The organism is Aquincola tertiaricarbonis, assembly GCF_000969605.1.
Lineage (GTDB): Bacteria > Pseudomonadota > Gammaproteobacteria > Burkholderiales > Burkholderiaceae_C > Aquincola > Aquincola tertiaricarbonis.
The window spans coordinates 162,423-186,684 of sequence record NZ_JZUE01000005.1 but is presented as its reverse complement, the minus strand read 5'-3'; the positions used below and the strand labels follow the sequence as shown (position 1 = coordinate 186,684).

22 protein-coding genes are annotated in these 24,262 nt (G+C 69.3%); 17 read left to right on the top strand and 5 right to left on the bottom strand.

What is annotated here, in order from left to right:
* Positions 1-428 precede the first annotated feature (428 nt).
* Positions 429-2,099 carry a methyl-accepting chemotaxis protein gene (locus VO99_RS30780; protein WP_046112323.1) on the top strand — a complete coding sequence of 557 codons (1,671 nt, stop codon included), beginning with the start codon at positions 429-431 and terminating at the stop codon, positions 2,097-2,099.
* Complete coding sequence (locus VO99_RS30775; RefSeq protein ID WP_046112322.1) at positions 2,074-3,330, top strand: EAL domain-containing response regulator; 1,257 nt, start codon at positions 2,074-2,076, stop codon at positions 3,328-3,330. The genes VO99_RS30780 and VO99_RS30775 overlap by 26 nt, the downstream gene beginning before the upstream one ends.
* Positions 3,331-3,344: 14 nt before the next feature.
* Here VO99_RS30775 and VO99_RS08125 read toward each other — a convergent pair whose 3' ends face one another.
* The 5 genes from VO99_RS08125 to VO99_RS08105 all read right to left on the bottom strand — a co-directional run bounded on the left by VO99_RS08125 (position 3,345) and on the right by VO99_RS08105 (position 7,806).
* Complete coding sequence (locus tag VO99_RS08125; protein WP_046112321.1) at positions 3,345-4,139, bottom strand: peptidylprolyl isomerase; 795 nt, start codon at positions 4,137-4,139, stop codon at positions 3,345-3,347.
* Between the two features lie 99 nt (positions 4,140-4,238).
* Positions 4,239-4,508, bottom strand: a complete 270-nt coding sequence (locus VO99_RS08120) for a BolA family protein (protein WP_046112320.1) — start codon at positions 4,506-4,508, stop codon at positions 4,239-4,241.
* A 5-nt stretch (positions 4,509-4,513) separates the two neighbouring features.
* Positions 4,514-5,161 (bottom strand): septation protein A, encoded by a 648-nt coding sequence (locus VO99_RS08115; RefSeq protein WP_046112319.1) that lies wholly within the window; start codon positions 5,159-5,161, stop codon positions 4,514-4,516.
* A complete protein-coding gene (gene msrB, locus VO99_RS08110; protein ID WP_046112318.1) occupies positions 5,158-5,574 on the bottom strand; it encodes a peptide-methionine (R)-S-oxide reductase MsrB in 417 nt (138 codons plus the stop codon). Before msrB ends, VO99_RS08115 begins: the two co-directional genes overlap by 4 nt.
* A 60-nt stretch (positions 5,575-5,634) precedes the next feature.
* Positions 5,635-7,806: a hypothetical protein gene (locus VO99_RS08105; protein ID WP_157039491.1), complete on the bottom strand. Its 2,172-nt coding sequence runs from the start codon at positions 7,804-7,806 to the stop codon at positions 5,635-5,637.
* A 183-nt stretch (positions 7,807-7,989) separates the two neighbouring features.
* On the opposite strand from VO99_RS08105, the gene VO99_RS08100 reads away from it, so the two are divergent.
* From VO99_RS08100 to VO99_RS08030, 15 genes are all read left to right on the top strand, one after another.
* Positions 7,990-9,636 (top strand): 3-(methylthio)propionyl-CoA ligase, encoded by a 1,647-nt coding sequence (locus VO99_RS08100; RefSeq protein ID WP_046112316.1) that lies wholly within the window; start codon positions 7,990-7,992, stop codon positions 9,634-9,636.
* Between the two features lie 140 nt (positions 9,637-9,776).
* On the top strand, positions 9,777-11,048 hold the full coding sequence (locus VO99_RS08095) for a branched-chain amino acid ABC transporter substrate-binding protein (RefSeq protein ID WP_046112315.1): 1,272 nt from the start codon (positions 9,777-9,779) through the stop codon (positions 11,046-11,048).
* Between the two features lie 70 nt (positions 11,049-11,118).
* Entirely contained in the window at positions 11,119-12,153 is a 1,035-nt protein-coding gene (locus VO99_RS08090; RefSeq protein WP_046112314.1) for a branched-chain amino acid ABC transporter permease, read from the top strand.
* Positions 12,154-13,449, top strand: coding sequence for a branched-chain amino acid ABC transporter permease (locus VO99_RS08085; RefSeq protein WP_046112313.1), 1,296 nt, complete (start codon positions 12,154-12,156; stop codon positions 13,447-13,449).
* Positions 13,449-14,264 (top strand): ABC transporter ATP-binding protein, encoded by an 816-nt coding sequence (locus VO99_RS08080; RefSeq protein ID WP_046112312.1) that lies wholly within the window; start codon positions 13,449-13,451, stop codon positions 14,262-14,264. The genes VO99_RS08085 and VO99_RS08080 overlap by 1 nt, the downstream gene beginning before the upstream one ends.
* Positions 14,258-14,959: an ABC transporter ATP-binding protein gene (locus VO99_RS08075; RefSeq protein WP_046112311.1), complete on the top strand. Its 702-nt coding sequence runs from the start codon at positions 14,258-14,260 to the stop codon at positions 14,957-14,959. The genes VO99_RS08080 and VO99_RS08075 overlap by 7 nt, the downstream gene beginning before the upstream one ends.
* Positions 14,960-15,176: 217 nt before the next feature.
* A complete protein-coding gene (locus VO99_RS08070) occupies positions 15,177-17,273 on the top strand; it encodes a 3-hydroxyacyl-CoA dehydrogenase NAD-binding domain-containing protein (RefSeq protein ID WP_046112310.1) in 2,097 nt (698 codons plus the stop codon).
* A 19-nt stretch (positions 17,274-17,292) separates the two neighbouring features.
* A complete protein-coding gene (locus VO99_RS08065; RefSeq protein ID WP_046112309.1) occupies positions 17,293-18,468 on the top strand; it encodes an acetyl-CoA C-acyltransferase in 1,176 nt (391 codons plus the stop codon).
* 13 nt (positions 18,469-18,481) lie between these two features.
* On the top strand, positions 18,482-20,320 hold the full coding sequence (locus VO99_RS08060) for an acyl-CoA dehydrogenase (RefSeq protein ID WP_046112308.1): 1,839 nt from the start codon (positions 18,482-18,484) through the stop codon (positions 20,318-20,320).
* A gap of 14 nt (positions 20,321-20,334) precedes the next feature.
* A complete protein-coding gene (locus tag VO99_RS30165) occupies positions 20,335-20,523 on the top strand; it encodes a hypothetical protein (RefSeq protein ID WP_046112307.1) in 189 nt (62 codons plus the stop codon).
* 27 nt (positions 20,524-20,550) lie between these two features.
* Entirely contained in the window at positions 20,551-21,342 is a 792-nt protein-coding gene (locus VO99_RS08050; RefSeq protein ID WP_046112306.1) for an SDR family oxidoreductase, read from the top strand.
* Positions 21,339-21,797, top strand: coding sequence for a PaaI family thioesterase (locus VO99_RS08045; protein ID WP_046112305.1), 459 nt, complete (start codon positions 21,339-21,341; stop codon positions 21,795-21,797). Before VO99_RS08050 ends, VO99_RS08045 begins: the two co-directional genes overlap by 4 nt.
* 27 nt (positions 21,798-21,824) lie before the next feature.
* Positions 21,825-22,847: an NADP-dependent oxidoreductase gene (locus tag VO99_RS08040; protein WP_046112304.1), complete on the top strand. Its 1,023-nt coding sequence runs from the start codon at positions 21,825-21,827 to the stop codon at positions 22,845-22,847.
* Positions 22,847-23,326, top strand: a complete 480-nt coding sequence (locus VO99_RS08035; protein WP_083440442.1) for a GNAT family N-acetyltransferase — start codon at positions 22,847-22,849, stop codon at positions 23,324-23,326. Before VO99_RS08040 ends, VO99_RS08035 begins: the two co-directional genes overlap by 1 nt.
* Entirely contained in the window at positions 23,323-24,228 is a 906-nt protein-coding gene (locus VO99_RS08030) for an SDR family oxidoreductase (RefSeq protein ID WP_046112303.1), read from the top strand. The genes VO99_RS08035 and VO99_RS08030 overlap by 4 nt, the downstream gene beginning before the upstream one ends.
* Positions 24,229-24,262 lie beyond the last annotated feature (34 nt).

Genomic DNA, 24,262 nt, shown 5'->3' with positions numbered 1-24,262 from the left:
CCTGCGCGGGCCGGGCGGGCGGCGCCGCCCGGCATCTCAAGTCCGCTGCCGCTTGTTCCGATATGTGACCCAGACCCGGGTCAAGAGCTGTACGAACCGTGGGCCTATTCGTCGAAGTGTCTTGGAGCACGCGAGATGTCAGGTCAGTACAGCCTTGCCGGCGCCGCCACGGGTGCCAAGCGCGCCTTCCCCGGCCTTGACCGGGGCGCGGCCCGGTGCCCGCTGCGCGCGCCGCGCCGGCCGGCCGCCCATCCCCGCGCGCTCTGGCCACCGCCCTCCGGCGCCCCGCGCCCATTCCCGAACCGCAGCCCGCGCGCCCGTCTTCCCGGCGTGATGGCGCTGCCGCATGCACCGCAGCCGGCGGCCACGCCGGCCGCATCCATGCCGTTTCCTTCTTGAACGCCGTCACGCACGGCAGGAAGCCAACCATGTTCAACAACCTCAAAGTGGCCACCCGGCTGGGCCTGGGCTTTGGCGCCGTCGTGGCGCTGATGCTGGCGCTGGCCGCGCTCGGCATCAGCCGGCTGTCGGAGATGAACGAGCGCACCTCGCTCATCGTCGACGACCGCGTGGCCAAGGCCATGATGGCCAAGGAGATGCAGACCCTCACCGTGGACAACGGGCGGCAGCTGCGGGCCATCCTGCTGGCGCCGGCCGGCTTCAACGTCGAGCCCTTCAAGGCCCGGGTGGCGGCCAACCGTGCGCGCGACGAGACGCTGGTGAGCCAGTTCGATGCCATGGTCAACACCGACCGCGGCCGCGAACTGATGGCCGCGGTGAAGGACCGGCGGGCCACGCTGGCCGCCAAGTACCCGTCGCTGTACGCGCTGATGGACGGCGACCGCGAGCAGGCCGCCGCCTTCGTGCGCGACGACTTCGCGCCTGCCAATGCGCGGCTGGAGGCCGCGCTGGACGAGATGGCCGACTTCCAGGTGCAGCTGATGCAGTCGACGGTGAAGGAGGCCGCCGCCGGCTACCTGCACACCCGCGACCTGATGCTGGGCCTGTCGGCCGGCGCGGTGCTCATCGCGGCGGTGATGGGCGTGCTCATCACCCGCGGCCTGCTGCGGCTGCTGGGCGGCGAGCCGGCCTATGCGGCCGAGGTCATCCGGCGCGTGGCGCAGGGCGACCTGACGGTGGAGGTGCGCACCCGCGCCGGCGACGAGCGCAGCATGCTGGCCGCGGTGCGCGACATGGTGGCCCGCCTGACCAACGTGGTGCGCGAGGTGAACGACGGTGCCGAGAGCCTGGCCACCGCTTCGGAGCAGGTGAGCGCCACCTCGCAGGTGCTGTCGCAGGCCGCCAGCGAACAGGCCGCCAGCGTGGAGCAGACCAGCGCCTCCATCGAGGAGATGACGGCCTCCATCGCGCAGAACACCGACAACGCCAAGGTCACCGATGGCATGGCCGGCAAGGCCGCCGGCGAGGCGAGGGAGGGCGGCGAGGCGGTGTCGGCCACGGTCTCGGCCATGAAGCAGATCGCCCGCAAGATCGTCATCATCGATGACATCGCCTACCAGACCAACCTGCTGGCGCTGAATGCGGCCATCGAGGCTGCACGCGCCGGCGAGCACGGCAAGGGTTTCGCGGTGGTGGCCGCCGAGGTGCGCAAGCTGGCCGAGCGCAGCCAGGTGGCGGCCGAGGAGATCGGCAACGTGGCCAGCGAGAGCGTGCAGCTGGCCGAGCGCGCGGGCGAGCTGCTCACCGCCATGGTGCCCAGCATCAGCAAGACCTCCGACCTGGTGCAGGAGATCACCGCGGCCAGCGAGGAGCAGTCGGCCGGCGTGGCGCAGATCAATGCCGCGGTGGGCCAGCTCAGCCAGGCGATGCAGCAGAACGCCTCCAGCTCCGAGGAACTGGCCGCCACCTCGGCCGAGATGAGCGCGCAGGCCGAGGCGCTGCAGCAGACCATGGGCTTCTTCCGCCTGGCCACCGGCGGCGTCGCCGAACCCGAGGCGGCCGGCCCCGCCCGCCGTGCGCTGGGCCTGGCGCGCTCGGCCGCGCGGCATGGCTCGCCTTCCGCCAAGCGGCCAGCGGCCGCACCAGCCCGCCAGCGGGCGGACGACACCGTCGATGAGTCCTCCTTCACTTCCTTCTGATCGACCGCAGGCCGCGCGCGACGTGGTGCTGGTGGTCGACGACAGCCTGGTGCAGCGGCAGCATGCGGTGTCGCTGTGCCGCGCCCTGGGCGTGAGCGAAGTGCACGAGGCGCAGGACGGCGAGGATGCGCTGCGCCGGCTGGCCGGGCTGCCGCTGCCGCCCACGCTGATGGTCATCGACCTGGAGATGCCGGTGATGGACGGCTTCGAGCTGATCCAGCACCTGGGGCGCCACGGCGTGCGCTCGCCCTTCGTGGTGGCCAGCAGCCGCGAAGGCGCCTTGATGCGGGCGGTGGAGGCCATGGCCGCCACCTTGTCGATGCGGCTGCTGGCCGGCGTGGCCAAGCCGCTGACCTCGGAAGTGATGGCCGCCGCGCTGGAAGCGAGCCAGCAGATGCAGGCCAGCGGCGAAGCGCCCAGCCTGCCCAGCGTGCCGCAGCCCATCGCTCCCGATGTGCTGGCGCTGGCGGTGGCGCAGGGGCGGGTGACGCCGCAGTTCCAGCCCAAGGTGGACATCCGCACCGGGCTGGTCCGCGGCGTGGAGGCGCTGGCGCGCTGGACCGATCCGGTGCTGGGCATGGTGCCGCCGGACCGCTTCATCGCCACCGCCGAGCAGCACGGGATCATCGGCGACCTGACTCGCTCCGTGATGGACCAGAGCCTCGCGCAGCTGGCGCGCTGGAGTGCGCGCGGCCTGCGGCTGTCCATGGCGGTGAACCTGTCGCCGCTGTCGCTGCAGACGCCCGGGCTGGTGGAGGGGGTCACCGCGCTGCTGGCACGGCATGGGGTGGCGCCTTCGCAGCTGGTGCTGGAAATCACCGAGAGCGCGGCGGTGGCCTCCGATGCCGCCACGCTGAGCGTGCTGGCCCGGCTGCGCATGCGCGGCGTGGGGCTGTCGATCGACGACTACGGCACCGGCTTCTCGTCGATGCAGCAGCTGGCGCGGGTGCCCTGCACCGAGCTGAAGATCGACCGTTCCTTCGTGCACGGCGCGCACCGCAGCCCGCACCTGAAGACGCTGCTGCAGTCGGCGCTGGAGATGGCGGGCCGGCTCGGCCTGGTGTCGGTGGCCGAGGGCGTGGAGACGATGGAGGACTGGCGGCTGCTGCAGCAATCAGGCTGCAACGTGGGGCAGGGCTACCTGGTGGCCCGGCCGATGCCCGGCGATGCCGTGGCCCGCTGGCTGGGCAGCCACGAGGCGCGGCTGCCCGATCTGCGCCGCCCGGAGTGAGCGGCGCGTGTCGCTCACTCCTGGAACTTGTAGTCCGTCTTGGCCTTGGCGCGCAGGTCCTGCTGGAACTGCTGCAGCTTGACCTGCGTCAGGCGCTGCTGGATCTGCGGCTTCACTTCCTCGAAGGCCGGGAACTGCGCCTCGCGCGTGTCTTCCAGCTTGATGATGTGGTAGCCGAACTGGGTCTTCACCGGCGTCTCGGTCATCTCGCCCTTCTTCAGCGCGGCCAGGGCCTGGCCGAACTCCGGCACGTAGGCGTCGGGCTTGGCGAAGTCCAGGTCGCCGCCGTTCTCGCCGGAGCCCGGGTCCTTGGAGTTCTTCTTGGCGATTTCCTCGAAGTTGCCGCCGGCCTTGATCTCGGCGATCAGCGCCTTGGCCTGGTCCTCGGTCTCCACCAGGATGTGGCGGGCGCGGAATTCCTGGCCGGCCGACTGGGCCTTGAACTTGTCGTACTCGGCCTTGGCATCGGCGTCGGACACCACGTTCTTCTTCTGGAAGTCGGTGAACAGCTCGCGGATCAGGATGCTCTGGCGCGCCAGTTCCATCTGGCTCTTGTAGTCGGCCGTCTGCGCCATGCCGCGCTTCTCGGCTTCCTGCGCGAAGATCTCGCGCAGCACCACTTCCTCCTTCACCCGCGCTTCCAGCTCGGGCGTGCGCGGCTGTTCACCGCCGCGGGTGGCCTGGGTCATCAGGGCTTCGACGCGGGCCTTGGGCACGGCCTTGCCGTTGACGATGGCGACGTTCTGCGCGCCGGCCACCATCGGCAGGGCGACCAGTGCGGCGGCAAGCAGGGAAAGCTGGGTCTTCATGGGCAAGGGCCTCTCGGGATGCTGCGGTAGGTGCAGGCTGGGGGTGAAGGGCGTGGCCACGGGGGGGCAATCCAGGGCCGCGTGAAGGGGGTTGGGGCGTCAGCCGGCCTCTTCGGGCGTGCGGGCCTCGATGGCCAGCGCATGGATGCCCTGCGGGATCAGGGCCTGCAGGGCACTGTACACGAGGCGGTGCCGCGCCACCCGGCTGGTGCCGGCGAAGCGGGCGCTGGTGATGCGCACGGTGAAATGCCGGCCCTCGCGGGCGCCGGCATGCCCGGCATGCAGGTGGCTGTCGTCCTGCACCTGCAGCGCGGTGGGCGCCAGCGCCTCGCGCAGGCAGGCTTCGATGTCGGTGGCGGAAACGCTCATGGCGGCTACTTGCCCGGTGCCTCGGCCTCGGCCACGGGTTCTTCCTGCACATGGCGGCTCAGGTACACGCCCTGGGCCAGCGTGAACAGCAGCATCAGGCCGATGCCGCCGAAGAGCTTGAAGTTGACCCAGGCGTCGGTGGAGAAGCTGTAGGCCACCCACAGGTTGAGCACGCCCATCACCGCGAAGAAGGCCACCCAGGCCAGGTTCAGCCGCTGCCAGGCGTAGTCCGGCAGTTTCAGCTGCTCACCCAGCAGCAGGCGCAGCAGGTTCTTGCGCAGCAGCAGCTCGCTCAGCAGGAAGGAGGCACCCATCACCCAGTACAGCACGCTGGGCTTCCACTTGATGAAGGTCTCGTTGTGGAACCAGATGGTTGCGCCGCCGAGCACCACCACCAGCACCAGGCTGACCCACAGCATGGTGTCCACCTTCTTGCCGCGGGCCATGACCCAGGCCACCTGGGCCAGCGTGGCCACGATCACCACCACGGTGGACAGCAGCACCGGCGCCTCGGCCGTGCCCACCACCCCGCCGGAGACCATGAAGCCGAAGTGCTCGGAAGCGAAGGCGGCGGCCCATTCCTTGTGGTTCTCGGCGTACTTGAAGGCGCCGAAGAACAGGATGATCGGCAGGAAATCGAACAACAGCTTCATTTGGGCGCGAAGTCTATCGCTGCCGAATTGATGCAGAAGCGTTCGCCGGTGGGCTCGGGTCCGTCCTCGAACACATGGCCCAGGTGGGAGCCGCAGTTGTTGCAGCGCACCTCCACCCGCAGCATGCCGTGCGAGCGGTCGATCACGCGTTCCACCACCTCGCTGTTGATCGGCTCGTAGTAGCTCGGCCAGCCGCAGCCGGCGTCGAACTTGGTGCTGGAATCGAACAGCGGCGTGCCGCAGCCCACGCAGTTGTACTGGCCGCGGTCGGTGTGGTCCCAGTACTTGCCGGTGAAGGCGCGCTCGGTGGCCGCATGCCGCGCCACCTGGTACTGCATCGGGTCCAGCTCGGCACGCCATTGCGCGTCGGTCTTGTGGACGGGGTACTTCGGGTCGTCGTGGTCGTGGCTCATGCGCGGGAGTCTAGCCACCGGCCCGGCCGCTTGCCGGTGGCTGCCCCAATGGCCCTGTGTTCAGTTGTAGCGCGTCAGGCTGTCCTTGAAGCTGCCGTCCGGCATCCGGTAGCGCAGCTGGATGCTGCGCCCGGCGCTGCCGTCGGCGGCCAGCGGCATGAAGCGTTCACCCGCCTCGCAGGTCAGGCCGGTGGTGGGCGCGGTCGCGGTCACCGTGGTGATGCGGTGTGCCACCGGCACCGTGCCCTGGTTGACGCTGCGCCCGCCGGCGAAGCTGTACACGCCCACGCTGCGCACCGGCTCAGCATAGGGGTCGGCCTGCCAGCCGATCTGCAGGCTGGCCTGGGCGCCGCCGGCCGGTTGCGCCGGGTCCAGCGCCTGCAGGGTGGCCGCATCCAGCGCATGCCAGCGCAGCGAGGCCCCGGCCGTGGCCGGCATCACCGGCGTGAGCGTGGTGCGGGTGAGCGTGTGGCGGGCCGCTGTTTCGCCTTCGTAAAAAACTTCGAAGGTGTACGCCGCATGGGCGCGCAGTTGGCCGAAGTCCACATAGGCGGTGCTGCCGGGCGGCTGGCCGTAGTCCAGCGGATGGGCCCAGATCACGTTGCTGTTGTCGGCCGTGCCGGCATTCGGGTTGGCCCGCACCGTGGTGGCCTGCGCGCCTGCCAGCCCTTGGGTGCGCTGCAGCCGGAAGATGTTGCCGTTGTCCGGCGCGGGCAGGGCCACGGCGGGATCGACGTTGCCGTCCTTGCTGAACAGGTTGAGCCAGTTCTGGCTGGTACAGATGCTGGCGCGCGGCGGCGTGTACACCAGGCCGGCGGTGGGCAGGCCGGGTCCCTTGACCCGGGCCGCGCGCATGCCCCGGCTGCCCGGGCCCTTCATGTTGATGAAGATGTTGAGCCCGCTCTCGTAGCGGCTGGCGCCCGCATTGGCGAACGGCGGCGTGCCGGGGCTGGGCGCCAGCTGTTCGTTGCGGCGGATGGACGCCGTGATGCTGGCCTCCACCGGCGCCTGGTTGCCATGCAGCCACCAGTCGGTGGCATGGCCGGCGGTGGCGGTGCCGGCCAGCCGCCGCGCCACGGTGATGAAGTTGCCGGCCACGCCGGCGGCGTCCCGGTAGTGCATGTTGACGACCGCGGCGTCGCGGTCGGCCGCGCTGGTGTCGTCGATGTAGCGCAGCACCTGCGGCGGGTCGAAGGTGGCGCCGGTCATGTCTGCGCGCGTCATCAGGCCGTGGAAGGCTTGCTGGGCGGTGTAGCCCTGGTGCAGGTAGTCGTCGGCCGCGATGTCCTCGCAGGCTGGCGCCACCGACAGCAGCCACGGGCCGCCGTCGGCGGGATCGACGTTCTCTTCGGTGGCCAGCACCCGCTGGGCCAGCGGCAGCGCGAAGCAGCGAGTGAACGCCTGGCTGGAGAGCTTGAGCGCGCTGGCCAGGTCCAGTGCCGCGGCCGGCGGCGCGGCCAGCGTGGGCGCCGGCTGCACGCCATCGGCCATCGCCACCGGCGCGTCGGACCGGTCGACGGTGCTGATCATCGGCACGCCGTTGACCTGGGTGATGCGCAGCACGTCGATCAGCTGGTCGGCCGCATTGCCCGCGGTGCTGGCGGTGGCGGCCACCAGCGGCGTGCTGAAGGGGTTGAAGCCCGCCGGCAGCTGCAGGCTGGCCAGCACCGGGCCCAGCTGCGCCACCACGGCCTGGGTGACGGCTTCCAGCCGCGCGGTGTCGACCAGCGACGGCGTGGCCACCACCGACAGCGCACTGCGGTCGGGCGCCAGCTGGCCGACGATGGCCGTGGTCAGCGGCGTCACGTTGGTGACCGCCTCGCTGCCCGGGGCCGGCAGCGTGGGCAGCACCGCCACCATCGGCGCATGGCCGCCGGCCGGGTCGGTGGCCACCACCAGCAGCGGCGCCTGGGCAGCGGGCGCCAGGCTGCAGCTGTATTCGCCGCCGGCAGTGGTGGGCGCCAGCTCGCCGCTGCAGGCGGCGGCACCGGCGCGGTCGCTGATGGTGAGCTGCGCGCCGGCGAGTGCGGCACCCACGGCGACCGTGCCACGCAGCACGGCGGCAGCCGGCTCGTCCGGCGTGTTGTCGTCATCGCCATCACCGCCGCAGCCGGCGGCCATCAATGCGGCCGCCAGCGCGGCCAGGAGCGGCGTGGCGGCCGTCGGCGGGCGGCGGCGCAAGGTCGGGCTGCGGCTGGCGGCGGGCCGGGGTTGCGAAGGGGCGTGATGCATGGGGCACTCCTCGTTGTGGCGGCCGCAGCATCGCCAGCCCGGCCCGCGCCCACATCCCACAACTTCAGGAGCCGCCCGGTGCGGCGGCATCAGGGAAAACCGCCAGCCGGCGCCCGGTGCCCCCATTCCTATCATCCAGCGTGAATCCCGACCATCCCGGTTGGTGCGAGAGAGGAAACCACCATGTCCCTGATGGGCCAGATGATGCACATGCCCCTGCTGATCTCGTCGCTGCTGACGCATGCGGCGCGGCACAGCGGCGATACCGAGATCGTCAGCAAGCGGGTGGAGGGCGACATCCACCGCACCACCTGGGGCGAGGTGGCGCTGCGCGCGCGCAAGGTGGCGCAGGCGCTGGCGCGGCTGGGCTGCCAGCCGGGCGACCGCGTCGGCACGCTGGCCTGGAACGGCTACCGCCACCTAGAGCTGTACTACGGCACCTCGGGCTCGCAGCTGGTGTGCCACACCATCAACCCGCGGCTGTTCCCGGAGCAGATCGCCTGGATCGTGGGCGATGCGCAGGACAAGGTGCTGTGCTTCGAGATCAACTTCCTGCCGCTGGTGGAGAAGCTGCTGCCGCACCTGGGCGCGGTGCAGCACTTCGTGCTGCTGGCCGGGCGCAGCCACATGCCGGCTTCCACCGCCATTCCCAACCTGCTGAGCTACGAGGAACTGGTGGAGGCCGAGGACGGCCACTACGTGTGGCCGGAGTTCGACGAGAACACCGCCTCCAGCATCTGCTACACCTCGGGCACCACCGGCAACCCCAAGGGCGCCGTGTACAGCCACCGCTCCACGCTGCTGCATGCCTTCGGTGCGGCGCTGCCCGACGCCATGGATTGTTCGGCGCGCGACGTGATCCTGCCGGTGGTGCCGATGTTCCACGTCAATGCCTGGGGGCTGCCGTATTCCAGCGCGCTGGTGGGCGCCAAGGTGGTGTTCCCGGGGCCGCACCTGGACGGCAAGTCGCTGTACGAGCTGTTCGAGCAGGAGAAGGTGACCTTCAGCGCCGGCGTGCCCACGGTGTGGCTGGGCCTGCTCACCTACGTCAAGCAGAACGACCTGAAGTTCAGCACCTTCAAGCGCACGGTGATCGGCGGCTCGGCCTGCCCGCCGGCGATGATCCGCACGTTGGAGGACGACTACGGCGTGGAGGTGATCCATGCCTGGGGCATGACCGAGATGTCGCCGCTGGGCACGCTGTGCAAGCTCAAGAGCAAGCACGATGCGCTGGACGCCGACAGCAAGCGCCGCATCCTCGAGAAGCAGGGCAAGGTGATCTACGGCGTGGACATGGAGATCATCGACGACGACCACCAGCCGCTGCCCTGGGACGGCAAGGCCGCCGGCAACCTGGTGGTGCGCGGCCACTGGGTGATCGACCGCTACTACCGCAGCGACGCCTCGCCGCTGGTGCAGGTGCCCGGCCGCGACGGCCAGTGGTTCCCCACCGGCGACGTGGCCGCGATCGACGAGGACGCCTACATGCAGATCACCGACCGCAGCAAGGACGTGATCAAGTCCGGCGGCGAGTGGATCAGCTCCATCGAACTGGAGAACATCGCCATGGCGCATCCGGCGGTGCACGAGGCCGCGGTGATCGCCTGCGCCCATCCGAAGTGGGACGAGCGGCCGCTGCTGGTGGTGGTGAAGAAGCCGGGCGCGGAGGTGACGCGCGAGGAGGTGCTGGGCTTCTTCGAAGGCCGCATCGCCAAGTGGCAGATCCCGGACGACGTGGCCTTCGTCGACGAGCTGCCCCACACCGCCACCGGCAAGCTGCAGAAGCTCAAGCTGCGCGAGCAGTTCCGCGGCCACAAGCTGCCTTCCTGAGCACCATGCCGGGCGCTGCGGCGCGGTGTCGCCGCAGCGACAGGGAACACCCTCCTACCGCTGCCCTTGTTCATCCATTAACTTGCGGCCGGCCGTTGCAGTGCAGCGGCGCAGGTGATGGCTCTCAAGGAGACAAGCGGATGAATACCGGATCGATCAACACGTCGCGTCGTTTGCTCACCCTCGGCCTGGGTGCCGCCATGGCGGCGGGCTCGGCAGGGGTGTGGGCGCAGGCCAAGCCGCTGGCGGGGCAGACCGTCAAGCTCATGTGGATCGACCCGCTGTCGGGCCTGATGGGCCCGGTGGGCACCAACCAGCTCAAGAGCCTGCAGTTCTTCGCCGAGAAGTTCAGCGCCACCAACCCGGCCGGCGTGAAGTTCGAGGTGATCGGCATGGACAACAAGCTGAGCCCGACCGAGAGCCTGAACCACCTGAAGGCGGCCATCGACCAGGGCATCCGCTATGTGCTGCAGGGCAACGGCTCGTCGGTGGCCATTCCGCTGATCGACGCCATCAACAAGCACAACGAGCGCAACCCGGGCAAGGAGATCATCTTCCTCAACACCGCCGCGGTGGACCCGGACCTGACCAACAGCAAGTGCAGCTACTGGCACTTCCGGTATGACGCCGACACCTCGATGAAGATCGAGGCGATGACCACCTTCATCAAGGGCCAGGCCGACATCAAGAAGGTGTTCCTGCTCAACCAGAACTACTCGCACGGCCAGCAGGTGGCGCGCTACGCGAAGGATGCGCTCAAGCGCAAGCGCCCGGATATCGAGATCGTCGGCGAGGACCTGCATCCGCTGGCCCAGGTGCGCGACTTCGCGCCCTACATCGCCAAGATCAAGGCCTCGGGCGCCGACAGCGTGATCACCGGCAACTGGGGCTCCGACCTGTCTCTGCTGGTCAAGGCCGCCACCGAAGGCGGCTACAACGGCAAGTTCTACACGTACTACGCCGGCGTCACCGGCACGCCCACCGCACTGGGCAACAACGGCGCCGGCCGCGTGTACCAGGTGGGCTACAACCACTACAACATGGGTGGCCAGATCGACGCCTGGATGAAGGAGTTCCAGACCAAGTTCAGCGACGACTTCTACACCGGCTCCATCATCCGCATCTACGAGACGCTGGGCGCCGCGATGGCCAAGGCCAAGAGCACCGACCCGGTGAAGGTGGCCCCGGCGCTGGAAGGCCTGAAGCTCACCAGCGCCTTCGGCGGCGAGGTGGAGATGCGCAAGGCCGACCACCAGCTGCAGCAGACGCTGTACATCACCGTGTGGCAGAAGGCGGACAACAAGTTCCCGTATGCGCCCGAGAAGACCGGCATGACGCTGGCGCCGGTGGCCGAGTTCGCGCCCTATGTGTCGAGCACGCCCACCAGCTGCCAGATGAACCGGCCTTCCTGACGTCGTCGTCGTCCTCCCGCCGTGCCGGCCCCGGGTGGCCGTGCGCCGACCCTGAACCGACACTGCGCCGATGGAACTGTTCACGATATCGATGCTCAACGGGCTGAGCTACGGGCTGCTGCTGTTCATGCTCAGCTCCGGGCTCACCCTCATCTTCAGCATGATGGGCGTGCTCAACTTCGCGCACGCCAGCTTCTACATGCTGGGCGCCTACGTGGCGTACTCCATCGCGCGGCTGGTGGGCTTCTGGCCCGGGCTGGTGCTGGCGCCGCTGGCGGTGGGCGTGCTGGGTGCGCTGTTCGAGCGCACCTGCCTGCGCAAGGTGCACAAGTTCGGCCATGTGCCGGAGCTGCTCACCACCTTCGGCCTGTCGTACGTGATCCTGGAGCTGGTGCAGCTGGTGTGGGGCCGCACGGCGGTGGAGTTCACGCCGCCGCCCGCGCTGCAGGGCCCGGCCTTCACGCTGGTGAATTCGTCGGTCCAGGGCATGAGCGTCGTGTGGGGCGCCGCGCCCGAGGCGATGTGCCGTGCCGCCGACGCAGCGGTACGGGTGGTGTGCTCGCCGTTCCCGGCCACCCGCGGCTTCATGATGGTGGTGGCCCTGGCCATGCTGGTGAGCCTGTGGCTGCTGCTCACCCGCACCCGTGTCGGCCTGGTGATCCAGAGCGCGCTCACGCATCCCGAGATGGTGGAGGCGCTGGGCCACAACGTGCCGCGGGTGTTCATGCTGGTGTTCGGCGCCGGCTCGGCGCTGGCAGGACTGGCCGGCGTCATCGGCGGCAGCACCTTCGTCACCGAGCCGGCGATGGCCGCCACCGTGGGCTCGGTGATCTTCGTGGTGGTGGTGGTGGGCGGCATGGGCTCGCTAGCGGGGGCCTTCGTCGCCTCGCTGCTCATCGGCGTCATCCAGACCTTCGCGGTGGCCATCGACGTCTCGGTGCTCGACGTGGTGCGGCTCGTGGGCCTGCAGCCGGGCGACCAGGCGGCCAACCATTCCCTGTTGCGATTGACCATCTCCCAAGTGGCGCCCATCCTGCCTTACCTGTTCCTGGTGCTCATCCTGATCTTCCGGCCCAAGGGCCTGCTGGGCACGCGGGAGGGTTGAATGGGCCAGCGTCAATTCCATTTCCGGCCCTACAACGTCGGCCGGTGGTTCGTGTGGGGCGGCTTCGCGCTGCTGCTGCTGGTGCTGCCCAAGCTGTTCGTCAGCAGCCTGGCCGTCACCATCCTGTCGCAGATCGGCATCGCGGTGGTGGCCTGCCTGTCCTACAACATGCTGCTGGGCCAGGGCGGCATGCTCAGCTTCGGCCATGCGGTGTACACCGGGCTGGGCGCCTTCGTGGCCATCCATGCGCTCAATGCCATCTCGGGCGGCAGCCTGCCCATCCCGGTGAGCCTGCTGCCGCTGGTGGGCGGCGTGGCCGGCATGTTCTTCGCGGTGCTGCTGGGCTGGGTGACCACGCGCAAGTCGGGCACGCCGTTCGCGATGATCACGCTGGGCCTCGCCGAGCTGGTCTTCGCGATGAGCCTGATGGTGCCGGAGTTCTTCGGCGGCGAAGCCGGCGTGGCCGGCAACCGCGTGGTGGGCAAGCCGGTGTGGGGCATCAGCTTCGGGCCGCAGATCCAGGTGTACTACCTGCTGGCGTTCTACACCTTCGTGTGCACCGCGCTCATGTTCGCCTTCACCCACACGCCGCTGGGCCGCATGCTCAATGCGGTGCGCGACAACGCCGAGCGCGTGGCCTTCATCGGCTACAACCCGCAGCGGGTGCGCTACACCGCCTTCATCATCGCGGGCTTCTTCGCGGGCGTGTCGGGCGGCATGTACGCGCTCAACTTCGAGATCGCCACCGCCGAGGTGGTGGGCGCGGGCCGCTCGGGCGCCTACCTGCTGTTCACCTTCCTGGGCGGGGCCACCTTCTTCTTCGGTCCCATCATCGGCGCGGTGCTGATGGTGCTGGCCACGGTGCTGCTGTCGGAGTTCACCAAGGCCTGGCTGCTGTACCTGGGCCTCGTCTTCCTGTTCATGGTGATGTATGCGCCGGGCGGCATCGCCAGCCTGCTGATGATGAACCTGCGCGTGGCCGCCTTCGGCAAGCTGCGCGCGCTGTGGACGGCCTACCTGGCCCTGGGCGGCACCGCGCTGGTGGTGCTGGCGGGCGCGGGCGCCATCGTCGAGATGATCTACCACCTGCAGCTGGATGCGGCCCTGGGGCCCACCGTCAAGTACCTGGGGGCCACGCTCAACATCGAGCACTTCGACACCTGGTTCGGCGCGGTGTTCGTGATGGCCGTGGGCATCGCGCTGTTCGAGCTGAGCCGCCGGCAGTTCAAGCACGAATGGGCCGAGGTGCAGACCGACATCGAGCGCACGCTGCGCCGCCGCGAGGAGGCACTGTGATGGCCGCCGCTGCCGCACACCCGGCCGTGCAGGGCGCGGGCCCCGCGCTGGAGCTGGTGGACCTGCACAAGTCCTTCGGCAAGACGGCCATCATCCGCGGCGCCAGCCTGGCGGTGCAGCCGGGCGAGCGGGTGGCCATCATCGGCCCCAACGGCGCGGGCAAGAGCACGCTGTTCAACCTGATCAGCGGCCGCTTCGGCGCCAGCAGCGGGCAGATCCGGCTGCATGGCCAGCGCATCGACGGGCTGGAGCCCTACGAGATCAACCGCCGCGGGCTGGCGCGCAGCTTCCAGGTGAGCAACCTGTTCAACCGGTTGAGCGTGTTCGAGAACCTGCGCTGCGCGGTGCTGTGGTCGCAGGGCCACCGCTATGCCTTCTGGAAGGCGCTGAGCCGGCTGCGCGATGCCAACGAGCGCGCCGAGCAGCTGATGGAGATGATCCGGCTGCACAAGAAGCGCGACACGCTGGCGATGAACCTCACCTATGCCGAGCAGCGTGCGCTGGAGATCGGCATCACCATCGCCGGCGGGGCCGACGTGGTGCTGCTGGACGAGCCCACCGCCGGCATGAGCAAGAGCGAGACCAAGCGCTTCATCGAGCTGATCCGCGAGGTGACGGTGGGCAAGACGCTGCTGACGGTGGAGCACGACATGGGCGTGGTGTTCGGCCTGGCCGACAAGATCGCGGTGCTGGTGTACGGCGAGGTGATCGCCTTCGACACGCCGGATGCGGTGCGGGCCAATGCCCGCGTGCAGGAGGCCTACCTCGGCTCGGTGCTGGCCGAGACGCAGGCCGCGGAGGCCAAGGCATGCTGAAGCTGACCGACCTGCATGCCTTCTACGGCAAGAGCCATGTGCTGCATGGCGTGAACTTCGAGGTGCGGCCCGGCGAGATCGTCAGCCTGCTGGGGCGCAACGGCTCGGGCCGCTCCACCACCGTCAAGGCCATCATGGGCCTGGTGGATGCGGCCGGCAGCATCACCTGGCGCGACCAGCCGCTGATCGGCAGGAAGGCCTTCGAGATCGCGCACCTGGGCATCGGCTACGTGCCGGAGAACCGGGACATCTTCCCCAAGCTCACGGTGCACCAGAACCTGATGCTGGGCGAGAAGCGCGGTGGCGGCGGCAAGAAGCCGCGCTGGAGCTTCGACGACATGTACGCCATGTTCCCGCGGCTGAAGGAACGCCAGCACACCGAGGCCGGCGTGCTGTCGGGCGGCGAGCAGCAGATGCTGACGCTGTGCCGCACGCTGATGGGCGACCCCGACCTGATCATGATCGACGAGCCCACGGAAGGGCTGGCGCCCAAGATCGTGGAACTGGTGGCCGAGTACCTGCGCGAGCTCAAGCGCCGCGGCATCTCGGTGCTGCTGGTGGAGCAGAAGCTCACCATCGCGCTGGAAGTTTCCGAGCGGTGCTTCGTGATGGGCCACGGGCAGATCGTGTTCGAGGGGACGCCTGCTGCATTGAAGGCCGACAACTACGTCCGCAAGGAGTGGTTGGAAGTTTGATGGGGCATCCGGTCCCGCGGGTACACGGTCCCACCCGCCGAGCGGGTTGCGCGGCCGCCCTGGGGCGGCCCGGCGTCGGCCGCGGGCGTGCGCGTCGCTAGGGTATCCACGGGGGTCTGGCAAGGCCCCTTGTCACGGCAGGGACAGGATTTTTGCTGCACCGCTTCCTAGAATCGAACGATCGTTCTTTTTCCGCGCTTCCTGAGGAGACACCCCCATGACAGCCAGCTACGAGGTCCGCGGCCATGTCGCCGTGATCACGCTGAACAACCCGCCGGTCAACGGCCTGGGCTACGAGACCCGCAAGGCCACGGCCGAGGGCATCGATCGGGCCAACGCCGATGCGGCGGTGCAGGCCATCGTGATCACCGGCGCCGGCAAGGCCTTCTCGGGCGGCGCGGACATCCGCGAGTTCGGCTCGCCGAAAGCGCTGGCCGAGCCCAACCTGCTGTCGCTCATCAAGGTGGTGGAGAACAGCGACAAGCCGGTGATCGCGGCCATCCACAGCGTGTGCATGGGCGGCGGGCTGGAACTGGCGCTGGGCTGCCACTACCGCGTGGTGGCACCGGGCACGCAGGTGGCGCTGCCCGAGGTCAAGCTGGGCCTGGTGCCCGGTGCCGGCGGCACGCAGCGCCTGCCGCGGGTGCTGGGCGTGGAAGTGGCGCTCAACATGATCGTCAAGGGCGATCCGGTCAAGAGCGAGGTGCTGGCCGCGCTGCCGGGCCAGAAGCTGTTCGACAAGGTCGCCGAGGGCGATGTGCTGGAAGCCGCGCTGGCGCTGGCCGAACAGGTGGCCACGGTGCGGCCGCTGCCGCTGGTGCGCAACCTCAAGGCCCGCCATCCCGAGGGCGATGCCTACTTCCAGTTCGCGCGCAACACCGTCAAGGCGATGGCGAAGAACTTCCCCGCACCGGCGCGCTGCGTCGATTGCGTGGAGCAGGCCACCAAGGCCCGCAACCTGGACGACGGCCTGGCCTATGAGCGAGAGGCCTTCATCGCGTTGATGATGACGCCCGAGAGCAAGGCCCTGCGCCATGCCTTCTTCGCCGAGCGCGCGGCCAGCAAGATCCCCGACGTGCCCGAGGACACGCCGCAGCGCAAGATCGAGAAGGTGGCGGTCATCGGCGCCGGCACCATGGGCGGCGGCATCTCGATGAACTTCCTGAACGCCGGCATCCCGGTGACCATCCTCGAGACCAAGCAGGAAGCGCTGGACCGCGGCGTGGCCACCATCCGCAAGAACTACGAGGCCCAGGTCAAGAAGGGCAAGCTCAAGCAGGACAAGTACGACCAGCGCATGTCGCTGCTGAGCACCACGCTGGACTACGGCGACATCAAGGATGCCGACCTGGTGATCGAGGCGGTGTTCGAGGAACTGGGCGTCAAGGAGAAGGTGTTCGGCACGCTGGATGAAGTGATGAAGCCCGGTGCCATCCTGGCCTCCAACACCTCCACGCTGGACGTCGACAAGATCGCCAGCTTCACCCGGCGGCCGCAGGACGTGGTGGGCATGCATTTCTTCAGCCCGGCCAACGTGATGAAGCTGCTGGAGGTGGTGCGCGGCAAGGAGACGGCCAAGGACGTGCTGGCCACGGTGATGTCGCTGGCCAAGAAGATCAAGAAGACCGCGGTCGTGTCCGGCGTGTGCGACGGCTTCATCGGCAACCGCATGATCGAGCAGTACAGCCGCCAGGCCGGTTTCCTGCTGGAAGAAGGCGCCACGCCGCAGCAGGTGGACAAGGCGGTGGAGCGCTTCGGCTTCGCGATGGGCCCGTTCCGCATGGGCGACCTGGCCGGCAACGACATCGGCTGGGCCATCCGCAAGCGCCGCTATGTCGAGAAGCCCGACATGCGCTACAGCAAGACCGCCGACCTGCTGTGCGAGATGGGCCGCTACGGCCAGAAGACCGGCGCCGGCTGGTACGACTACGTGCCGGGCAAGCGCGATGCGATCCCGTCGCCCGTGGTCAACGAGATGATCGAGAAGCACCGCGCCGAGCTGGGCATCACCCCGCGCAAGATCAGCGACGAGGAGATCGTGCACCGGCTGGTGTATTCACTGGTGAACGAGGGCGCCAAGATCGTCGACGAGGGCATCGCCAGCAAGGCCAGCGACGTGGACATGGTCTACCTCACCGGCTACGGCTTCCCGCTGCACCGCGGCGGCCCGATGAACTATGCCGACACGCAGGGCCTGTTCAACGTGGTGCAGACGATGAAGCGCTTTGCCAAGAACCCGCACGACGATGCCTCGTTCTGGGAGCCGGCGCCGCTGCTGGCGCGCCTGGCCGCCGAAGGCAAGAGCTTCAACTGAACAAGACGGGGAGAACCACATGACTTCCGCACTGATCGTCTCCACCGCCCGCACGCCCCTGGCCAAGAGCTGGAAGGGCAGCTTCAACATGACCCACGGCGCCACGCTGGGCGGCCATGCGGTGGCCGCGGCCGTCGAACGCGCGGGCATCGAGCCCGGCGTGATCGAGGACGTGCTGATGGGCTGCGCCAACCCCGAAGGCGCCACGGGCGCCAACATCGCCCGGCAGATCGCGCTGCGCGCCGGGCTGCCGCTCACCGTCTCGGGCGTCACCGTCAACCGCTTCTGCTCCAGCGGCCTGCAGACCATCGCGATGGCCTCGCAGCGGGTGATCGCCGGCGAGGGCGATGCCTACGTGGCCGGTGGCGTGGAAAGCATCTCCTGCGTGCAGCAGGAGATGAACAAGCACATGCTGGCCGAGCGCTGGCTGAGCGAGAACAAGCCTGCCATCTACATGACGATGCTGGAAACCGCCGAGACGGTGGCCAAGCGCTACGGCATCCCCAAGCAGCGCATGGACGAATACGGCGCCGCCAGCCAGCAGAAGGCCACCGCCGCGCGCGAGGCCGGCCGCTTCTCCGACGAGATCGCGCCGATCACCGTCACTGCCGGTGTCGCCGATCCGGTGATGGGCCTGACGACCAGGCAGGTCACCGTCGGCACCGACGAGGGCATCCGCCCCGGCACCACGCTGGAGGCGGTGCAGGGCATCCGCAGCGCACTGCCGGGCGGCGTGATCACCGCCGGCAATGCCAGCCAGTTCAGCGACGGCGCCGGTGCCTGCGTGGTGGTCAGCGAGCGCCATGCCGAGCAGAAGAGCCTGAAGCCGCTGGGCCGCTTCCTCGGCTTTGCGGTGGCCGGCTGCGAGCCCGACGAGATGGGCATCGGCCCGGTCTATGCCGTGCCCAAGGTGCTGGCCCGCCTGGGCCTGACCGTGGACGACATCGACCTGTGGGAGCTGAACGAGGCCTTCGCGGTGCAGGTGCTGTACTGCGCCGACAAGCTGGGCATCCCGATGGACCGGCTGAACGTCAACGGCGGCGCCATCGCGCTGGGCCACCCCTACGGCGTGAGCGGCCAGCGCCTGACCGGCCATGCGCTGATCGAAGGCAAGCGCCGCGGCGCCAAGAAGGTGTGCGTCACCATGTGCATCGGCGGCGGCATGGGCGCGGCCGGCGTGTTCGAGGTGCTGTGACGTCCTGCCCGGCATGAAGACCTACCGCGACACGCTGGACTTCCTGCTGCAGCACTGGCTGCAGCTGGATGCGCTGTTCACCCGCGAGCGTTTTGCCGACCATTCGGCCGAGACCGTCACCTCGGTGCTGGACACCTGCGAGCGGCTGGCGCGCGAGAAACTCGCGCCCTTCAACCGCCTGGCCGACACCGAGGAGCCGCACTTCGACGGCGAGCGGGTGCACCTGCCGCGGGCCACGCACGAGGCGGCGATGGCCTATGCCGACAGCGGCATGATCGCCGCGGCGCAGCCCTATGAGTTCGGCGGCATGCAGCTGCCCTTCGTGGTGCAGCTGGCCGCGGCCGGCTTCTTCAAGCTGGGCAGCGTGGCGATGAGCGCCTACGGCATGCTCACCGCCGGCAATGCCAACCTGCTGATGGCGCACGGCACGCCGCTGCAGCGCGAGGTGTTCGCCAAGAACGAATTCGCCGGCCGCTGGTTCGGCACCATGTGCCTGTCGGAGCCGCAGGCCGGTTCCAGCCTGAGCGACATCGCCACCCGTGCGGTGCCCGATGGCGAAGGCTTCGAGGCCGATCCGCTGGGCCCGCGCTACCGGCTCACCGGCAACAAGATGTGGATCTCGGGCGGCGAGCACGAGATCACCGAGAACATCGTGCACCTGGTGCTGGCCAAGATCCCCGGCCCCGACGGCAAGCTGCTGCCCGGCACCCGCGGCATCTCCCTTTTCATCGTGCCCAAGCGGCTGGTCGACCCCCAAGGCCAGTTGACCGGCGAGCGCAACGACGTTGTGCTGGCCGGCCTGAACCACAAGCTCGGGTATCGCGGCACGACCAACACCTTGCTCAACTTCGGCGAGGGCAAGCACATGCCGGGCGGCGCGGCCGGCGCCATCGGCTACCGCGTGGGCGAGGCCGGGCAGGGCCTGCGCTGCATGTTCCACATGATGAACGAGGCGCGCATCGGCGTGGGCTTCGGCGCCGCGATGCTGGGCAGCGCGGGCTACGAGGCCAGCCTGGACTACGCCCGCAACCGCAGCCAGGGTCGCCCGATGGGCCCGGCCGGCAAGGACGCCACGCAGCCGCCGGTGCGGCTGATCGAGCATGCCGACGTCAAGCGCATGCTGCTGGCGCAGAAGGCCTATGTGGAAGGCAGCATCGCGCTCGGCCTGTACTGCGCCCGCCTGGTGGACGAGCAGCACACCGGCAGCGTGCAGGCCGCCGACGAGGCCCGGCTGCTGCTGGAGGTGCTCACGCCCATCGCCAAGAGCTGGCCCAGCGAATGGGGCCTGGAGGCCAACAGCCTGGCCATACAAGTGCATGGCGGCTATGGCTACACCCGCGACTTCCCGGTGGAGCAGCACTGGCGCGACAACCGCCTGAACATGATCCACGAGGGCACCCACGGCATCCAGGGCCTGGACCTGCTGGGCCGCAAGGTGGTGATGGACGGCGGCGCGGGCCTGAAGCTGCTGGCAGGCCGCATCAGCGACACCGCCCAGCGCGCCGGCCACGTGGCCGGGCTGGCCGCGCGCGGCAATGCGCTGGGCGCGGCGCTGCAGCGAGTGGGCGCGGCCACCAAGTCGGCCTGGGCGTCGGGCGTGCCGGAAGACGCGCTGGCCAATGCCACGCCCTACCTGCAGGCCTTCGGCCACCTGGTGCTGGCCTGGCTGTGGCTGGACGTGGCGGTGGCCGCGCAGGCCGCCGGCCCCGGCCTGGCCGAGCCGCGACGGCAGGGCACACTGTCGGCCATGCATTACTTCTTCGACTTCGAGCTGCCGAAGATCGACGCCTGGCTGGCGCCGGTCGCTGCCCGCAACACGCTCACGCGCGAGATGCGCGACGACTGGTTCTGACCCTGGGGCTGCCGATGAAGCCCCAGACGATGGAGAAGCTGGCGTGGGTGCTGCTGTACGGCGGCATCATCCTCGCCACCCTGGGTTATTTCGTGGCCCGCACCGACGAGAACACCGGCCTGCTGATGCAGGCCTGCGGCGGCGTGGCCGTGGCCGGCGGCGTGCTGCTGATCTGGCTGCGCTCGCGCATCCGTGGGCAGTAGCCTGTCTAGACAAGTGAGGAGAACGTGATGAGCACACCCGTGATGAAGCTGTTCGACCTGACCGGCCAGGTGGCCCTGGTCACCGGCGGCTCGCGCGGCCTGGGGCTGCAGATCGCCGAGGCCCTGGGCGAGGCCGGTGCCAAGATCATGATCACCTCCCGCAAGGCGGCCGACCTGGAGGAGGCCGCCGCCCACCTGCAGGCCAGGGGCATCGACACGCGCTGGATCGCCGGCGACGCCGCCAAGCCAGAAGACGTGCAGAAGGTGGTCGACGAGACCATGGCCCGCATGGGCCGCATCGACATCCTGGTGAACAACGCCGGCGCCACCTGGGGTGCCCCGGCCGAGGAGCATCCGCTCGAAGCCTGGGACAAGGTGATGAACCTGAACGTGCGCAGCCTGTTCATGTTCGCCCAGGCCGTGGGACGCGCCAGCATGATCCCGCGCAAGTCGGGCCGCATCATCAACGTGGCCTCCATCGCCGGCCTGGCCGGCAACCCGCCGACGATGAAGACGGTGGCCTACAACGCCAGCAAGGGCGCGGCGGTGAACTTCACCCGCGTGCTGGCGGGCGAGTGGGGCGCGCACGGCATCAACGTGAATGCGCTGGCGCCGGGTTTCTTCCCCAGCCGCATGACGCACGGCCTGCTGGCCGCGGTGGGCGCCGAGAAGATGGCCGCCGCCGCGCCGCTGAACCGCCTGGGCGACGACGACGACCTCAAGGGCGCCGCGCTGCTGCTGGCCTCGGCCGCGGGCAAGCACATCACCGGGCAGGTGATCGCGGTGGACGGCGGCGTCAGCGCCATCTTCGGCGGATGACCACGCCCGCCGCGGGCCTGCCTTCGCTGGCCCACATCCCCTTCCTGGCACACCTGGGCTGCGAGCTGCTTCGCTTCGACGGCGGCCATTCCGAACTGACCCTGACGCTGAGCCAGCAGCTGACCAACGCCTGGGGCATGGCCCATGGCGGCGTGACGATGACGCTGCTCGACGCCGCCATGGGCCATGCTGCCCGCAGCCCCGACGAGCCCGGTGGCGAGCCGCGCACCGGCGTCGTCACCATCGAGATGAAGACCACCTTCATGCGGCCCGGCCTGGGCCGCCTGCGGGTGCAGGGCCGGGTGATGCACCGCACCCTGACGATGTCGTTCTGCGAAGCCAGCGTGCTGGACGACAAGGGCGCGCTTGTCGCGCACGGCACCGGCACCTTCAAGCACCTGAAGTCCCTCACCGTCGGCGGCATGAAGGTCCGCCGCGGCGGCGCGTCGGACTGACGCTCGCCCACCCCACAGGAGAAGACCATGACCACGATCAACCGCCAGATCCACCTCGTCTCGCGCCCCACCGGCGAGGCCACCGTCGACAACTTCAAGCTGGTGGAGGCCACCGTGCCCGACGAGCTGGCCGATGGCCAGGTGCTGGTGCGCAACCATTACCTGAGCCTGGACCCGTACATGCGCGGCCGCATGAACGACACCAAGAGCTATACCGCGCCGCAGGCCCTGAATGAGGTGATGGGCGGCGGCACCGTGGGCGAGGTGGTGGCCTCGAAGAACTCGGGCTTTGCCGTCGGCGACAAGGTGGTGGGCATGGGTGGCTGGCAGGAGTACCAGCTGCTGAACGGCGACACCCGGGGCGCACTGCGCAAGGTAAGCACCGAGCATGTGCCGCTGCAGGCCTACCTGGGCGCGGTGGGCATGCCCGGCGTGACCGCCTGGTACGGCCTGACGCAGATCATTGCACCGAAGGAAGGCAACACCGTGCTGGTGAGCGCGGCCAGCGGCGCCGTGGGCAGCGTGGTGGGCCAGCTGGCGAAGGCCCGTGGCGCCCGCGCGGTGGGCATTGCCGGCGGGCCCGAGAAGTGTGCCTTCGTCATCGACGAACTGGGTTTCGACGCCTGCGTCGACTACAAGCAGCACACCGACCTGAAGAGCCTGTCGCAGGCGCTGAAGCAGGCCGCACCGGACGGCATCGACGGCGTCTTCGAGAACGTCGGCGGCCTGGGCCTGGACGCCGCGCTGCAGCGCATGAACGCCTTCGGCCGCATCGCCCTGTGCGGCATGATCGCCGGCTACAACGGCGAGCCGATCCCGCTGCAGCAGCCGCAGCTGCTGCTGACCAACCGGCTGCGGGTGGAAGGCTTCATCGTCAGCGAGCACATGGAGTTGTGGCCGCAGGCGCTGACCGAGCTGGCCACGCTGGTGGGCACCGGCAAGCTGAAGTACCGCGAAAGCATTGCCGAAGGCCTGGCCTCCGCGCCCGAGGCCTTCCTCGGCCTGCTGAAGGGCCGCAACTTCGGCAAGCAACTGGTCAAGCTGGTCTGATGGCCACGCTGGGCTGGACCTGGACCCGCTTCGAAGGCCTGGGGCTGCAGCCGCTGTACGACCTGCTGGCGCTGCGTGCGCGGGTTTTCGTGGTGGAGCAGCAATGCGCCTACCTCGACCCCGACGGCCTGGACGACCAGTGCTGGCACCTGCTGGGCCATGACGCACAAGGCCGGTTGCTGGCCTACCTGCGGTTGGTGGACCCGGGCGTGAAGTACGAAGAGCCGTCGATCGGCCGCGTCATCACCGCGCCCGAGGTGCGTGGCACCGGCGCCGGCCTGGCGCTGATGTGCGAGGGCCTGGCCCGCTGCCAGGACACCTGGCCCGGCCGCGCGGTGCGCATCAGCGCGCAGGCGCGCCTGCAGCGCTTCTACGGCTCGCTCGGCTTCCAGGCGGTGGGCGAGCCCTACCTGGAAGACAACATTCCCCACATCGAGATGCTCTGCCCGGCCGAGCACCACTCAGGAGTACAGCGATGAAGGACTTGCCCGGCCGCACGGCCGTGATCACCGGCGCGGCCTCGGGCTTCGGCCTGGAAACCTCGCGCCTGGCCGCCCAGGCCGGCATGAACGTGGTGATGGCCGATGTGCAGGCCGAAGCACTGCAGCGCGCCGCCGAAGAGATCCAGGCGCTGGGCGTGGACGTGCTGCCCTACCGGCTCGATGTCTCCAAGGCCGCCGAGGTCGAAGCGATGGGTGCCGCGGTGCAGCAGCGCTTCGGCGCGCCGCACCTGGTGTTCAACAACGCCGGCGTGGGCAGCGGCGGGCTGATCTGGGAGCACAGCGCCAAGGACTGGGAATGGGTGCTGGGCGTCAACCTGATGGGCGTGGTGCACGGCGTGCGTGTGTTCACGCCGATGATGCTGGCAGCCGCCCAGGCCGACCCGCAATGGCAGGGCCACATCGTCAACACCGCGTCGATGGCCGGCATGGTGAACATGCCCAACATGGGCGTGTACAACGTCAGCAAGCATGCGGTGGTGTCGCTGAGCGAAACCCTCTACCAGGACCTGTCGTTGGTGACCGACCAGGTCAGCGCCTCGGTGCTGTGCCCGTTCTTCGTGCCCACTGGCATCCACCTCAGCGAACGCAATCGCCCGGCCGATCTGGCGGACGAAGCCCAACGACAGACGGTGAGCCAGAAGATATCGCGCGCCATGTCGGCCAAGGCCGTGAGCAGCGGCAAGGTGACCGCCGCCCACATCGCCCAGAAGGTGATGGATGCGGTGCGCGAGCGGCAGTTCTACGTCTTCAGCCACCCGCATGCGTTGAAGACGGTGCAGCAGCGCATGGACGACGTGCTGCAGCATCGCAACCCCAGCGACCCCTTCGCCGACCGGCCCGACATCGGCGCCACGCTGAGGGCTTCGTTGCGGGGGTGAGTCGAGCCCCCAAGCTCGCTGCGCTCGCGGCCCC

Bases quoted from the DNA above. Each gene is read 5' to 3' on its own strand.
- VO99_RS08115 (WP_046112319.1), bottom strand. From the start codon at position 5,161: ATGAAGCTGTTGTTCGATTTCCTGCCGATCATCCTGTTCTTCGGCGCC.
- VO99_RS08050 (WP_046112306.1), top strand. From the start codon at position 20,551: ATGAGCACACCCGTGATGAAGCTGTTCGACCTGACCGGCCAGGTGGCC.
- VO99_RS08120 (WP_046112320.1), bottom strand. From the start codon at position 4,508: ATGAGCGTTTCCGCCACCGACATCGAAGCCTGCCTGCGCGAGGCGCTG.
- VO99_RS08095 (WP_046112315.1), top strand. From the start codon at position 9,777: ATGAATACCGGATCGATCAACACGTCGCGTCGTTTGCTCACCCTCGGC.
- VO99_RS08065 (WP_046112309.1), top strand. From the start codon at position 17,293: ATGACTTCCGCACTGATCGTCTCCACCGCCCGCACGCCCCTGGCCAAG.
- VO99_RS08085 (WP_046112313.1), top strand. From the start codon at position 12,154: ATGGGCCAGCGTCAATTCCATTTCCGGCCCTACAACGTCGGCCGGTGG.
- VO99_RS30780 (WP_046112323.1), top strand. From the start codon at position 429: ATGTTCAACAACCTCAAAGTGGCCACCCGGCTGGGCCTGGGCTTTGGC.
- VO99_RS08060 (WP_046112308.1), top strand. From the start codon at position 18,482: ATGAAGACCTACCGCGACACGCTGGACTTCCTGCTGCAGCACTGGCTG.
- VO99_RS08045 (WP_046112305.1), top strand. From the start codon at position 21,339: ATGACCACGCCCGCCGCGGGCCTGCCTTCGCTGGCCCACATCCCCTTC.
- msrB (WP_046112318.1), bottom strand. From the start codon at position 5,574: ATGAGCCACGACCACGACGACCCGAAGTACCCCGTCCACAAGACCGAC.
- VO99_RS08030 (WP_046112303.1), top strand. From the start codon at position 23,323: ATGAAGGACTTGCCCGGCCGCACGGCCGTGATCACCGGCGCGGCCTCG.
- VO99_RS08105 (WP_157039491.1), bottom strand. From the start codon at position 7,806: ATGCATCACGCCCCTTCGCAACCCCGGCCCGCCGCCAGCCGCAGCCCG.
- VO99_RS08125 (WP_046112321.1), bottom strand. From the start codon at position 4,139: ATGAAGACCCAGCTTTCCCTGCTTGCCGCCGCACTGGTCGCCCTGCCG.
- VO99_RS08075 (WP_046112311.1), top strand. From the start codon at position 14,258: ATGCTGAAGCTGACCGACCTGCATGCCTTCTACGGCAAGAGCCATGTG.
- VO99_RS08070 (WP_046112310.1), top strand. From the start codon at position 15,177: ATGACAGCCAGCTACGAGGTCCGCGGCCATGTCGCCGTGATCACGCTG.
- VO99_RS08100 (WP_046112316.1), top strand. From the start codon at position 7,990: ATGTCCCTGATGGGCCAGATGATGCACATGCCCCTGCTGATCTCGTCG.
- VO99_RS08090 (WP_046112314.1), top strand. From the start codon at position 11,119: ATGGAACTGTTCACGATATCGATGCTCAACGGGCTGAGCTACGGGCTG.
- VO99_RS08080 (WP_046112312.1), top strand. From the start codon at position 13,449: ATGGCCGCCGCTGCCGCACACCCGGCCGTGCAGGGCGCGGGCCCCGCG.
- VO99_RS08040 (WP_046112304.1), top strand. From the start codon at position 21,825: ATGACCACGATCAACCGCCAGATCCACCTCGTCTCGCGCCCCACCGGC.
- VO99_RS08035 (WP_083440442.1), top strand. From the start codon at position 22,847: ATGGCCACGCTGGGCTGGACCTGGACCCGCTTCGAAGGCCTGGGGCTG.
- VO99_RS30775 (WP_046112322.1), top strand. From the start codon at position 2,074: ATGAGTCCTCCTTCACTTCCTTCTGATCGACCGCAGGCCGCGCGCGAC.
- VO99_RS30165 (WP_046112307.1), top strand. From the start codon at position 20,335: ATGAAGCCCCAGACGATGGAGAAGCTGGCGTGGGTGCTGCTGTACGGC.